This window comes from Pseudomonas cedrina subsp. cedrina, from assembly GCF_001983175.1.
GTDB lineage: Bacteria > Pseudomonadota > Gammaproteobacteria > Pseudomonadales > Pseudomonadaceae > Aquipseudomonas > Aquipseudomonas cedrina.
Genome location: NZ_MNPW01000006.1, coordinates 132,995 through 145,715, shown reverse-complemented (window position 1 = coordinate 145,715; position 12,721 = coordinate 132,995). Strand labels below are relative to the sequence as shown.

General features: G+C 61.3%; 15 protein-coding genes. 7 read left to right on the top strand and 8 right to left on the bottom strand.

Annotated elements, in window-relative coordinates; all coding sequences use genetic code 11:
- Positions 1–41 precede the first annotated feature (41 nt).
- Positions 42–302 (bottom strand): accessory factor UbiK family protein, encoded by a 261-nt coding sequence (locus BLL36_RS14020; RefSeq protein ID WP_076952015.1) that lies wholly within the window; start codon positions 300–302, stop codon positions 42–44.
- 422 nt (positions 303–724) lie between these two features.
- Between BLL36_RS14020 and glnK the strand changes: the two genes are divergently transcribed.
- The 4 genes from glnK (at position 725) to sutA (ending at position 3,505) form a co-directional block, all read left to right on the top strand.
- On the top strand, positions 725–1,063 hold the full coding sequence (gene glnK, locus BLL36_RS14015; protein WP_002555808.1) for a P-II family nitrogen regulator: 339 nt from the start codon (positions 725–727) through the stop codon (positions 1,061–1,063).
- Between the two features lie 34 nt (positions 1,064–1,097).
- Positions 1,098–2,435: an ammonium transporter gene (locus BLL36_RS14010; protein ID WP_076952014.1), complete on the top strand. Its 1,338-nt coding sequence runs from the start codon at positions 1,098–1,100 to the stop codon at positions 2,433–2,435.
- A gap of 209 nt (positions 2,436–2,644) precedes the next feature.
- Positions 2,645–3,070 (top strand): secondary thiamine-phosphate synthase enzyme YjbQ, encoded by a 426-nt coding sequence (locus BLL36_RS14005; protein ID WP_017845176.1) that lies wholly within the window; start codon positions 2,645–2,647, stop codon positions 3,068–3,070.
- Positions 3,071–3,172: 102 nt separating this feature from the next.
- Entirely contained in the window at positions 3,173–3,505 is a 333-nt protein-coding gene (gene sutA / locus BLL36_RS14000) for a transcriptional regulator SutA (RefSeq protein WP_076952013.1), read from the top strand.
- A gap of 180 nt (positions 3,506–3,685) precedes the next feature.
- Here the strand turns inward: sutA and BLL36_RS13995 are convergent, their stop codons facing one another.
- From BLL36_RS13995 to lptM, 6 genes are read right to left on the bottom strand one after another with little or no spacing between them, the layout of a single operon-like run.
- On the bottom strand, positions 3,686–4,387 hold the full coding sequence (locus BLL36_RS13995; RefSeq protein WP_076952012.1) for an HAD family hydrolase: 702 nt from the start codon (positions 4,385–4,387) through the stop codon (positions 3,686–3,688).
- Entirely contained in the window at positions 4,384–5,283 is a 900-nt protein-coding gene (xerC, locus tag BLL36_RS13990; RefSeq protein WP_076952011.1) for a tyrosine recombinase XerC, read from the bottom strand. The genes BLL36_RS13995 and xerC overlap by 4 nt, the downstream gene beginning before the upstream one ends.
- Positions 5,284–5,285: 2 nt before the next feature.
- Positions 5,286–6,002 carry a DUF484 family protein gene (locus BLL36_RS13985; RefSeq protein WP_076952010.1) on the bottom strand — a complete coding sequence of 239 codons (717 nt, stop codon included), beginning with the start codon at positions 6,000–6,002 and terminating at the stop codon, positions 5,286–5,288.
- Positions 6,003–6,015: 13 nt separating this feature from the next.
- The gene (gene dapF, locus BLL36_RS13980; protein WP_076952009.1) at positions 6,016–6,846 is read right to left on the bottom strand and encodes a diaminopimelate epimerase; all 831 of its coding nucleotides are present in this window, start codon (positions 6,844–6,846) and stop codon (positions 6,016–6,018) included.
- 3 nt (positions 6,847–6,849) lie between these two features.
- The gene (gene lysA, locus BLL36_RS13975) at positions 6,850–8,097 is read right to left on the bottom strand and encodes a diaminopimelate decarboxylase (protein WP_076952008.1); all 1,248 of its coding nucleotides are present in this window, start codon (positions 8,095–8,097) and stop codon (positions 6,850–6,852) included.
- 9 nt (positions 8,098–8,106) lie between these two features.
- Positions 8,107–8,277: an LPS translocon maturation chaperone LptM gene (gene lptM, locus BLL36_RS13970; protein ID WP_010207449.1), complete on the bottom strand. Its 171-nt coding sequence runs from the start codon at positions 8,275–8,277 to the stop codon at positions 8,107–8,109.
- Between the two features lie 238 nt (positions 8,278–8,515).
- Between lptM and cyaY the strand changes: the two genes are divergently transcribed.
- The 3 genes from cyaY to rnk all read left to right on the top strand — a co-directional run bounded on the left by cyaY (position 8,516) and on the right by rnk (position 9,614).
- Positions 8,516–8,848, top strand: a complete 333-nt coding sequence (gene cyaY, locus BLL36_RS13960) for an iron donor protein CyaY (RefSeq protein WP_076952007.1) — start codon at positions 8,516–8,518, stop codon at positions 8,846–8,848.
- Positions 8,849–8,850: 2 nt separating this feature from the next.
- On the top strand, positions 8,851–9,069 hold the full coding sequence (locus BLL36_RS13955; protein WP_076952267.1) for a DUF1289 domain-containing protein: 219 nt from the start codon (positions 8,851–8,853) through the stop codon (positions 9,067–9,069).
- Between the two features lie 131 nt (positions 9,070–9,200).
- A complete protein-coding gene (gene rnk / locus BLL36_RS13950; protein WP_076952006.1) occupies positions 9,201–9,614 on the top strand; it encodes a nucleoside diphosphate kinase regulator in 414 nt (137 codons plus the stop codon).
- A gap of 167 nt (positions 9,615–9,781) precedes the next feature.
- Here the strand turns inward: rnk and BLL36_RS13945 are convergent, their stop codons facing one another.
- Positions 9,782–12,622 (bottom strand): class I adenylate cyclase, encoded by a 2,841-nt coding sequence (locus BLL36_RS13945; RefSeq protein WP_076952005.1) that lies wholly within the window; start codon positions 12,620–12,622, stop codon positions 9,782–9,784.
- Between the last annotated feature and the right edge of the window lie 99 nt (positions 12,623–12,721).

Here is a 12,721-nt window from a genome sequence, read left to right as displayed (position 1 = left end):
ACCTGTGGGAGCGAGCAAGCCCGCTCCCACATTTAGCGCGTTTATTCAGTAGGTTGCGTCAGTTTGGCTTCCAGCTCGGCCACCTTCGCCTCCAGGTTCTCCAACCGTGCACGGGTGCGCGCAAGCACCACCATCTGGCTATCAAACTCTTCGCGGCTCACCAGGTCGAGTTTGCTGAAGCCGCTTTGCAGCAGCGCCTTGAACTGGCTTTCGATTTCATTGCGAGGCAATTGGGTTTCACCGCTGAACAAGCGAGAGGCGTGGCCGCTCAGGGCGTCGAGGAGGTCTTTGGGCGCGAGCATGGGAAATATTCCGGAATAACTGTTGGCGGGCAGTGTATCACGCAGCGTCTATAGTCTTTTCACGGTGGTGAGCGCACGGTTTTCGCGCAGGGTGCCGGGCGCAGGCGCACTGTTTTTGTGCGCATTGGCGCCGCCGGAAAGCTTCGAGGGTGGGCATAAGTGAGCAAAGGACTGATTTCAGTGGTTTTTACGGAGCTGGCAAGGTTTCTGCTTAGACGATCATGACCCATGCACTGATGCAGTCGCTGTGACGAATGCAGTGCGCCGACGGATCAGGGGTACAGGTTTCGTCACCAGTGGTTCGCTGGCGTCGCAAAGGCAAATGCCGAGGCGACGATGCGTTACAAAGCCAGGCACTGCGCTTAGACTTGAGACGGGTTTGTTTTCCTGGGGCAAGTCCACCAATTCGGGAGAGAGTTTTCATGAAGCTAGTCACTGCCATCATCAAGCCGTTCAAGTTGGACGATGTACGCGAGTCGTTGTCCGAGATCGGCGTGCAGGGCATTACCGTTACTGAGGTCAAGGGCTTCGGTCGGCAGAAGGGTCATACCGAGCTGTATCGCGGCGCGGAATACGTGGTCGATTTCCTGCCGAAGGTGAAGATTGATGTCGCCATTGACGACAAGGATCTTGACCGGGTTATCGAGGCGATAACCAAGGCCGCCAACACCGGCAAGATCGGTGACGGCAAGATCTTCGTGGTCAATCTGGAACAGGCTATTCGCATCCGTACCGGCGAAACCGATACCGACGCAATCTAAGCCGCCAAACCCCAACGCCCCAGGAGAAAACAATATGACTCTGCGTAAATTCGCAGGGCTCGGAGCCCTGTTGTCCATCGTAATGCCAAGCCTGGCCATGGCGGCAGACGAAGTGGCTGCTCCAGTCCTCAATTCCGGCGACACCGCGTGGATGCTGACCGCCACCGCTTTGGTGCTGTTCATGACCATCCCCGGCCTGGCGCTGTTCTACGGCGGCATGGTTCGCTCCAAGAATATTCTGTCGGTGATGATGCAATGTTTTGCCATCACCGGCCTGATCAGCATCCTGTGGGTTGTCTACGGCTACAGCATCGCGTTCGATACCACCGGTATGGAACAGGGTGTGGTCAACTTCAATTCCTTCTTCGGTGGCATGGGCAAGGCGTTCCTGGCGGGCGTTACCCCGGCCAGCATCACCGGGCCTGCGGCGCTGTTCCCGGAAGCGGTGTTCATCACCTTCCAGATGACCTTCGCCATCATCACCCCGGCACTCATCGTTGGTGCGTTCGCCGAACGCATGAAGTTCTCCGCGATGCTGATCTTCATGGCTATCTGGTTCACCCTGGTCTATGCGCCAATCGCGCACATGGTGTGGAGCGGTAACGGCGGCTTGATGTGGGACTGGGGCGTGTTGGACTTCGCCGGTGGCACCGTGGTGCACATCAACGCCGGTGTGGCTGGCCTGGTAGCGTGCATCGTGCTCGGCAAGCGTAAAGGCTTCCCGACCACCCCGATGGCGCCGCACAACCTCGGTTACACCCTGATCGGTGCGGCCATGCTGTGGATCGGCTGGTTCGGCTTCAACGCCGGTTCCGCTGCCGCGGCCAACGGCACTGCCGGCATGGCGATGCTCGTCACCCAGATTGCGACCGCTGCCGCAGCGCTGGGCTGGATGTTTGCCGAGTGGATCACCCACGGTAAGCCAAGCGCACTGGGCATCGCCTCGGGCGTAGTGGCCGGCCTGGTTGCAATCACTCCGGCCGCTGGCACCGTGGGCCCGATGGGCGCCCTGGTGATCGGTCTGGTCGCCGGTGTGATCTGCTTCTTCTGCGCGACCAGCCTCAAGCGCAAGCTGGGCTACGATGATTCCCTGGACGCATTCGGCGTGCACGGTATCGGCGGTATCGTCGGTGCGATCCTCACCGGTGTGTTCGCAGCGCCTGCATTGGGCGGCTTCGGCACGGTGACGGACGTCGCCGCACAGGTCTGGATCCAGTGCAAAGGCGTGGGCTTCACTGTGCTCTACACAGCGATCGTGACCTACGTCATCCTCAAGGTACTGGACATGGTCATGGGCCTGCGGGTAACCGAAGAGGAAGAGGCTGTCGGCCTCGACCTGGCGCAACACAACGAGCGCGGCTACAACTTGTAAGTACGCGAAAAAAAATGCCCGGCTTGCCGGGCATTTTTTTGCCTGGCGTTTGTCAGTCATAACAATCCGTGCCGGTTTTGCGCCGCATTTGTGATGGGATGCATACGGCACTTTCAAGGGTGCGAATGTCTTACAGGCATGTAGGCGTATTCGGCACTTTGTTTTTTCCCAGAGCGCGCTAGAATGCGCGCCGATGGGCGGAGAACTGTATGTGGCAACAGACCCTGATTACCCTGCGGGCCAAGCCTCGGGGCTTTCACCTGGTGACCGATGAGTTGCTGGCCGGCCTGCCTGAATTAAAGGCGTGTCGCGTGGGTCTGTTGCATCTATGGCTGCAGCACACCTCGGCCTCGTTGACGATCAACGAGAATGCCGACCCGGCGGTTCGCCGTGACTTCGAGCGTTTTTTCAACTCGCTGGTGCCGCAAGGGCGTGCAGGGTTCGAACACAACGACGAAGGTCCGGATGATCTGCCGGCGCACTTCAAGGCCAGTCTCCTGGGCTGCCAGCTGAGTTTGCCGGTCAAGGCCGGCCGCTTGGCGATGGGGACCTGGCAAGGTGTTTATCTGGGCGAGCACCGCGATCATGGCGGTGCCCGTAAAGTCCTCGCCACCTTGCACGGTGATGGGGCATAAGCCACTGGGAATCCTGTGGACGTTGATTTTTTTCCGGCTGCCTCGACAGAGGGTGAAGCTGGGCTATAACTAATCTGCTTTTCGCAAGTCATGAGGTAGAACATGAGCGACGATGATCTGGAAAACGACGACCTTGAAGTAGGTGACGAAGAGGACACTGAAGAAAGTCTTGAAGTGGCGGCTGAGGACGTTGCTGAAGACCTCGATGACAGTGCTGGCGATGATGCGGCTCCCAAAGCCAAAGGCAAAGCCAAGGCTGCCGTTTCGGTAGACGAACTGCCCAGCGTTGAGGCCAAGAACAAAGAGCGCGATGCCCTGGCCCGTGCGATGGAAGAATTCCTCGCCAAAGGCGGCAAAGTGGTCGAAGTCGAGCCCAATGTGGTTGCGGATCCACCGAAGAAGCCGGACAACAAGTACGGCAGCCGACCTATTTAAGGTTTGCCTCCCGCTTGCCGAAAAGGCCCGCCGTCGCTGCGGGCTTTTTCATGGCTGGTGCAAAACTGCTGGCTTGCCCCAATTCCTGTGGGAGCTGGCTTGCCTGCGATAGCGATGGGCCAGACAACAAAGGGCTAGCAGATACTCCGCAATCGCAGGCAAGCCAGCTCCAGCATGGGCTCAGCGTTGATTCCAGCTACTCAGCAACGGCGGCAACTCAGTCAAACTGCGAATCTGCGCATCTGGGGCTTTATCCCCTTCCCACGCCTTGCCCGTCGGGTTGAACCACACCGCCCGCAGCCCGGCCTGCTGCGCTCCGGCAATGTCATCCCCGGGATGGTCGCCCACATGCACCGCGGCACCGGCGTCCACCCCACCGCGTTGCAACGCCTCCTGAAACAAGCGCGCATCCGGTTTGGCGATGCCGATATCTTCGGCACGCAGGGCAAAGTGGAAATAGTCCGCCAGGCCCACGCGCTGCACATCGGCATTGCCATTGGTGATCACGCCCAGCAAAAAGTGCTGGCGCAGGGCCTTCAACATCGGCTCGGCTTCAGGAAATACAGTGAGTTGATGCCGCGCATGAATGAACGCTTCGTAGCACACATCCGCCATTTGCGTGGCTTCAGGCTGTGGATAACCGGCCTCTTCAAACGCATGCATCAACACCCTGTGGCGCAGCAGGCTGATGCGATGCTTCAGCTCGGGATGACGCTCCAGCACCTGCTGACGCAAGCTGGCGAAATGCTCCAGAGGCAGGTCGCCCACCTTGGTGGCGTGGACTGCCAGCCATTCGCGCATCGACGCTTCGGCGCTGATGATGACGGGTACGTTGTCCCAGAGTGTGTCGTCCAGGTCGAAGGTGATCAGCTTGATACTCATGAGTCGCCGCCCTTGATGCGTTTGGCCCGTGGATGGGCGCTGTCGTACACCGTCGCCAGGTGTTGGAAATCCAGGTGGGTGTAGATCTGTGTGGTCTTGATGTCCGAGTGGCCGAGCAACTCCTGCACCGCGCGCAAGTCCTGGGACGATTCCAGCAAATGACTGGCAAACGAGTGTCGCAGCATGTGCGGGTGCAGGTTCTGCCCCAATTCGCGCTCGCCGGCTGCCTTGACGCGCATCTGAATCGCCCGTGGCCCCAGGCGCCGGCCTTGCTGGCTGACAAATACCGCGTCATCCGCCGGGTTGGCCAGCAATCGCAGCGGTAGCCAGCGCTGCAAGGCTTCCTGCGCCTTGCGGCCAACCGGCAGCACGCGGGTCTTGCTGCCTTTGCCGAGCACTTGCACCAGGCCGTCCGCCAGGTCCAATTGATCCAGGTTCAGGCCGGTCAGCTCCGACAGGCGCAGGCCCGAAGAATAGAACAGTTCCAGGATCGCCTGGTCACGCTGGGCCAGGAAGTCATCCTCGACGGCGCCATCCAGCAATTGCAGGGCGCGGTCGGTGTCCAGGGTCTTGGGCAGGCGCCGCTCGCCCTTGGGCGGCGACAGGCCGTTGGCCGGGTCGTGGTCGCACAGGCCTTCACGGTTCAGGTAATGATAGAGCCCACGTACCGCCGAGAGCAGGCGCGACAGGCTGCGCGAGGACTGGCCCGCCTGGTGCAGGCGCGCGACCAGGCTGCGCAGGCTCTGGATATCCAGGGCTTTCCAGCTGGTGATCTGGTGTTTCTCGCAGAACGCCAGGACCTTGTTCAAGTCCCGGCGGTAGGCTTCCAGGGTGTGGGGCGACACCTGGCGCTCGTTGCGCAGGTGAGCGCAGTAAGCGTCCAGTTGCCGTTCCATGGCTAGCGCACCGCGCGCAGGGCAGTGGTGAAACGCGGCAATACGCGGCCGAGTACTTCGGCGATATAGGTCAGGAACAACGTGCCCACCGAGCTCTTGTAGTGCGCGGGATCGCGGCTGGCGATGGCCAGCACGCCATGCAGGCCTTGATGGCTGAGGGCGACCACGGCGGTTGAGCCGATCTGCTTGCACTGTTCGGCGCCAAACAGGAAGTCCAGTTCATGCTCGCGCAAGGTGCCGCTGATGGTCTTGCCCTCGGACAGCAAACCACCGATGGCAGTCTGCGCGTCGCTGCCGCTGACCCAGCGACCCACCGGCATCGGGTTGTCGCTGAACAGGATCAGGCTGACAAAGGGCACCTGGAAATCCTGACGCAGGCTGTCTTCCACGGCGATGACCGTTTCTTCCAGGCTGCTGGCGTCCATCAGGGTCAGGATCAGTCGGCGGGTCTTGTCGAACAGGCGGTCGTTGTCGCGGGCGACATCCATCAGGTGCGAGAGCTTGTGGCGCATCTCGATATTGCGCTCGCGCAGGATCTTCATCTGCCGCTCCACCAGCGACACGGTGTCGCCGCGCTGGTGCGGAATGCGCAGGGCCGCCAGCAGCTCTTCGTGTTCGACGAAGAAGTCCGGATTAGCCTCAAGGTACGCCGCGACGGCAGCGGCCTCCAGGCTGTCGCTCGGGTTGGCATGTGCGGGTACTAGAGGCTTATCGGTCATTGGCTTGACTCACTCATAGACGGACCTGTCCTTCGTATACGCGCGAGGCCGGCCCAGTCATCATCACTGGGTGGCCAGGGCCTGCCCACTCGATGGACAAGCGTCCGCCGGGCAGGTCGATCAGCAGCGGCGAATCCATCCAGCCCTGGCTGATCGCGGCTACGGCAGCGGCGCAGGCACCGGTACCGCAGGCCTGGGTTTCGCCGGCGCCGCGTTCCCACACACGCAATTGCGCGCGGGAACGGTCGATCACCTGCAGGAAGCCCACATTGACTCGTGCCGGAAAGCGCGGGTGGTGTTCGATCTTCGGCCCCAGTTCATGCACGGGCGCGTTGTTGATGTCGTGGACCCGCAGCACGGCGTGGGGGTTGCCCATGGACACGGCGGCGATATCCACGGTCTTGCCGTCCACGTCCAGCGCATAACTGAGGGCCTGCTCGGGCGCCTGGAACGGAATGTCCGCTGGCACCAGGCGTGGCGCGCCCATGTTGACGCTGATCTGGCCGTCACTGCGGATGTCCAGTTCGATCACGCCGCCCTTGGTCTCGACGCGAATCTGCCGTTTGGCGGTCAGGCGCTTGTCCAGCACAAAGCGTGCGAAGCAGCGCGCACCGTTGCCGCACTGTTCCACTTCGGAGCCGTCGGAGTTGAAGATCCGGTAACGGAAATCCACCTCCGGGTTGGTCGGCGCTTCCACCAGCAGCAATTGGTCGAAACCGATGCCGGTATGACGGTCGCCCCACTGTTTAGCGTGTTTGGGCAGGATGTGCGCGTGCTGGCTGACCAGGTCGAGGACCATGAAATCATTGCCCAGCCCGTGCATCTTGGTAAAACGCAGCAGCATGGCTTACTCCGGCAGCAGGCTTTCGCCAGCATACAACTCGGCTACCGTCTCGCGGCGACGCACTTCAATCGCTTGATCACCGTCCACCAGCACCTCGGCGGCACGCCCGCGGGTGTTGTAGTTGGAACTCATGACAAACCCATAGGCACCGGCCGAATGCACGGCCAGCAGGTCACCTTCCTCCAGCGCAAGCTGACGCTCCTTGGCCAGGAAGTCGCCGGTCTCGCAGATCGGGCCGACGATGTCATAGGTGCGCGCTTCGCTGTCGCGAGGCGTCACGGCGGTGACGTTCATCCAGGCCTGGTACAGCGCCGGGCGGATCAGGTCGTTCATCGCCGCATCGACGATGGCGAAATCCTTGTATTCGGTGTGCTTGAGGTACTCGACCTGGGTCAGCAGTACGCCGGCGTTGGCGACTATATAGCGGCCCGGCTCGAACATCAGCGCCAGGCCGCGGCCTTCGGTACGCTCGCGCACGGCCCGGATGTAATCGGCGATCAGCGGCGGCTCTTCGTCGCGATACTGCACGCCCACACCGCCACCCAGGTCGATATGCTGCAGGTAGATGCCACACTCGCCGAGGCGGTCGGTCAACGCCAGCAGGCGGTCGAGCGCATCGAGGAAGGGCGGCAGGCTGGTCAGTTGCGAGCCGATATGACAGTCGACGCCCAGTACTTCAAGGTTCGGCAACTGCGCGGCGCGGATGTACACGTCCTCCGCGTCGGCAATGGCGATGCCGAACTTGTTCTCTTTGAGACCGGTGGAAATGTACGGGTGGGTGCCAGCATCGACGTCCGGGTTGACGCGCAGCGAGATCGGCGCGCGAACGCCCATCTCGGCGGCCACGACCTGCAAGCGCTCCAGCTCGTCGGTGGACTCGACATTGAAGCAATGCACGCCCACTTCGAGGGCGCGGCGCATGTCATCGCGACTCTTGCCGACGCCGGAGAAAACGATCTTGTCAGCCTTGCCGCCGGCAGCCAGTACACGTTCCAGCTCGCCACGGGACACGATGTCGAAACCGGCGCCCAGGCGCGCCAGGACATTCAGTACACCGAGGTTGGAGTTGGCCTTGACCGCGTAGCACACCAGGTGCGGCACGCCGTCCAATGGGTCGGTGAAGGAACGGTATTGGGCTTCGATATGTGCACGGGAATACACATAGGTCGGGGTACCAAAGCGCTCGGCAATCGCGGACAACGCCACGCCTTCCGCGAACAGCTCGCCGTCCCGGTAGTTAAAAGCGTCCATGGAGTTCCCTTATTCGTAGGTATCGTGCTTATGCGCTTTTGACGGCTTTTGCGACGATTGCGCCTGCTCATTCGGGTCTTTGCTGTCATCGGGCAGGTACAACGGGCCTTTTTGACCACAGGCACTAACGAGGCAAGCGACCGCGACGAGCGCAGCAAGGGAAGAGATCAGGCGCTTCATGGCGAAATCCTTGAATATGCATTAATTGCGCCCGAGTATACCGACCCCCCGTCAGCTTGCCTATGCGCTGGAATACCCGTCCGGCGGGGGTTTGCTGAGATAGCCGAGAAGCGGACTACGCTGCTTGAGGATATTTCACACCGTCAATCGTGTTGAAATCGGTATCCTTTGCAATCGGCGGGGCTCGCCCGTATCGTGCGGCGCTTGAGCAAAACCAGACACTTTTGAGGTTGCCACAATGAGTTTGACCGAAGCCCGTTTTCACGACCTGGTGGATGCGACCCAGCAGGCGCTGGAAGATATTTTCGACGACAGCGGCCTGGACGTGGACCTGGAAAACTCGGCTGGCGTGCTGACCGTCAAGTTCGAGAGCGGCCAGCAACTGATCTTCAGTCGCCAGGAGCCATTGCGTCAGCTGTGGCTGGCTGCGCGCTCCGGTGGCGTTCACTTCGACTACGACGAAGAAAGCGGCAAATGGCAGTGCGACAAGAGTGAAGAGTTGCTGGGCGAGATGCTTGCGCGCCTGGTCCAGGAATATACCGGCGAAGAGCTGGACTTCGACGAGATTTGACCGTGACCCAGCCTGCACCCGTACGCCCGCCCAAGCCGCTGTTCAGTAATGTCAGCCCGGCGGTGCCGTCACCTTGTATCAGTTTGTGTCGCCTGGATGAGCAGAAAGTCTGTCTCGGCTGCTTCCGCCATGTGGAAGATATCCGCGAATGGCGCTCTGCCGACGATGAGCGGCGTCGCGTGATCTGTGCCCAGGCCCAGCAGCGCCGGGCCCACGCCTGAAGTCGTCTTGTTTATTTGTGACGCTGTGGTAGTGTCCGGGTACGCCTCAACTCATCGAGGCCCGTGAGAACCCCGCCTTTTCCTGGCGGGGTTTTGCTTTTTTGTGCAGAAAAAAGGAGTCTGCCTGAATCATGACCACCGCACCGTCCATCATCCTCACCCGTCTTGACGTGCAGCGTCTGGAGCAACTGATCGACCGCCTGGGCGACGAGTTTCCCGGCGTCGAAGCGTTGCAACACGAACTCGACCGCGCCGAAGAAGTGGTTGGCCACGATGAAGTGCCTGCAAGTGTCGTGACCATGAACTCCAGCGTGCATTGCCGCGAGCAAGGTAGCGGCAAGGACTATCATCTGACCCTGGTTTACCCCAAGGACGCCAACGCCGACGAAGGCAAGATTTCGATCCTGGCCCCGGTGGGCAGCGCACTGCTCGGCCTGCAGGTAGGCCAGCATATCGACTGGCCGGCCCCGGGCGGCAAGACCCTCAAGTTGGAACTGCTCAGCGTCGAAGGCCAGCCTAAGGATGGCGGCGCGTTCCCTCTATAAATCGACATACCTGTAGTGAGCGGGCTTGCCCCGCGCCGGGCTGCGTAGCGGCCCCACTAAAGGCACCGCCGATCTCCAGATAGAACCAGGTCGCCTGGTTTGGGGCCGCTGCGCAGCCCAGCGCGGGGCAAGCCCGCTCACTACACATGCGTAGATACACATGTTCTCTACAGCTGGCTCAACGCCTCGTTCAGCGACAGCTCCAGCTCGGCCTTGTAACGCAGGTACAGGTTACTCGGGCTCTGCACATCACCGATCAGTCCGGACAGGTCCAGGTCGGTGATGTAGCAGCGGTAACGTTCGGTTTCCCGGCGTTGCCCGACGATTTCCCGGGCGACCACTGCAAACAGTTGGTCGCCAAATTCCAGTTCGGAAAATTCGCGCTGATCGCAATACAGGGTAATGCCCACCTGGCCAGGCGCGGCCTTGCCGATAATCGCCTGCACGTCATAAAACGGTTTGTTCGCCGGGTTCATCGGCACCGGGCGCGGTTCGATGCTGCGAGCGCGGCCACTGCCCGACGGCACTAGCTGGTAAAACAGGGTTTGCACTGCGCCCAGCGGTTGCTGCGGGTCCAGCGGCGACAGCGCCTCCCGGCGATAGATGATCGATTGCAGAAAACGCTGCAATGGTGCCAGCAGGCTTTGCTCATCATGGAATGGCAGGCGTTGCTGCCAGAGCGCGTTGAATTCATCCAGCACATACAGCTCGGCGAAACCTTCGTTGACCCGATAGAACACCTGCACGCAATCGGCCAAGCCCATCGGCAGCAGCAACGCCAGATCGTGATCTTCCAGGGCCATGGCATCCAGGTGCAGCGGGCTGTAGCTGGCCAGTTCTTCGCTGAGGTAGGCGATCAGTGCATCCTGGGTCGGCAGCGACACATGGGTGGCCTGGCCCGGCATCAATTCCATCACGTGATAGTGCTGTTGCACCTGCAACAGGTAGCGATGGTTGGACTGACCCAGCAGCAGGTTCTGCGCCGTGTCGAAGATTTCTTCCACGCGCTGCGCGATGAACTGCGCACGGTTGTGACAGAAGCAGCGCACCCGCAGCCGTGGCAAGTGATCCGGCGGCAACTGGTTGAGGTAATCGCGCAGGCAGTCAAGCAAGGCGTGGGGGCCGTCATAGCGGTTAACCATCACCTCGTTCCAACTGTTGAGCGTGACCTGGTCCAACGTGAGTACCAAGTTGTCGCGCACGCCGGCATAACTCAGCGAGTCCGTGCGCTCGGTGGTCATCAGGATATTCAGGTCGCGGTGATGCTTGAGCGGGTCGACGCCGACATTGATCAGCAGCAATACCGCTTCGGGCACCGCCGAACGCAGCAGGCGCTCCTCATCAACGGTGGCCAAGGGCAGGGCGACGGTCTGTTGCAGGCTACCCAGCAGGTTGAACAGCTCGAATTCGGTCATGTCGCTGGTGCCCGGATGCAGCGCCAAACGGGTGCTGCTGTCGATCACGCCGTTGCGATGGCACCAGGTGAGCATTTCCAGCAGGTCGCGGCTGCGCTTGATCGGCGCGAAATGTTCCCATTCCAGGGCGGTGAGGTTGCCGTTGTACAGGCCCCAGTGGTGCTGGCCCGGCTCCTTGCGATTGGGCGACTGAACCAGCGTCAGGGTGTCTTCGGCCAAATCCGGGGCGATGCCGGGGTTGATGAATTCGACTTTGCCGGCCTTGCGTTCGAAGGCGGCGTACAAGCGCCGGCCCAGCACGTTGAGGTCGCGCTTGTTGATCAGGCTGACGGTTTGCTCGGTGCGCGCGAACTGGGTCAGGAAGCGGTAGCTGTAATTGAGCTCATTGACCAGCGCCCGGCGCTCCGAGGCGACCTGGCGCACTTTCCATTGGCTGCGACTGTCCAGCAGCGCCAGCTGACGCTGGTTCCAGCCCCACTCATGGGCCAGGCGCTCCAGTAACAGCCGTTGCCAACTGGTGGTGCGCTGGCCGGCGCTGAGCTTGCGGTTGACCTTCAGGTACAGCGCACGACGCACCAGCTCCAGGCGTTCGGGCTCGTTGCGGGCCTTGAGGTATTCCTCTATGCGGCGGTACACCACGATGTACGGGTCCAGCTCGTCCAGGTCCATCTGGTTGGCAAACACCGCCCGCTTGAAGCGCAGGCTCAGGCACTGCACATGCGGGTGTTCGCTGGCGTAGACCTCGGTCAGCAGCAATTTGAGCACCGACTTGTAGGGTGACTCGATGCCTTTGAACAGTTGCCACAGCCCGGCGCCGATGAATTCGCCGGGAGGGATGTGCGCCAGGTGACCAAGGTCGAGGGTTTCATCGGCGCGGATGAAGCGCTTGCTGATCAGCGTGTGGGTGAACTCGGCATAGCGGGTTTCCTCATACACCGGCACCAGCCACCAGATCGGCGTACGCCCGGCCAGCCAGATGGCGGTGCGGTAGAACTCGTCCAGCAGCAGGTAATGCTGGGTGGTGCCGCAGTCATCCGAACTGAGCTGGGTGTCGCGCTCGCCGAGCACGAAGCGTGTCGGCTCGATGAGGAAGAAATGCGCCTCTGCGCCCATGCTCAGGGCCCAGGCTTCCAGCAACTGGCATTTCTTGCGCAGCTCGGCCAGTTCATTCTCGCTCAGGTCGGCGGCGTGGCAGACCCAGACGTCCATATCGCTCTGGTCGGCCTGGGCCAATGTCCCAAGGCTGCCCATCAGGAACAGGCCGTGGATGGGCGTTGGCGGATTGCCGCGGCGTGGCTTGTAGGAGAACGAGCGGGTCAGGCGCTGGGCTTCGGCCAGGGCCTGGGTGTCGGGTTCGAAATTCGACAGGCCGGCTGGTGTACTGCCCGACACATAGCCGGGCAGCAGTGGATGGTTGACGTGGAAAAACAGCGGCAGCAGGGTCAGCACGCTTTGCTGGCGCGGCGTCAGCCCTTCGATCGCCCGGGCCATGCGCCCATCGTTGAGGGCCATGAAACGCGCGCGCAATTGGGCCAGCACCTTGCGGTCGATGCCTTCGTCCAGGTCGGGGCGGATTTCATGGGTGCGGGTCATGTCGAACTCGGTGGCTCGCAGGGCCCGACGTGGGCGGCCGTGTAGGAGTTTACAGCCAGTAGCGTAGGAGTTTTAGCGGGAAATGGATTTAGACGTCAG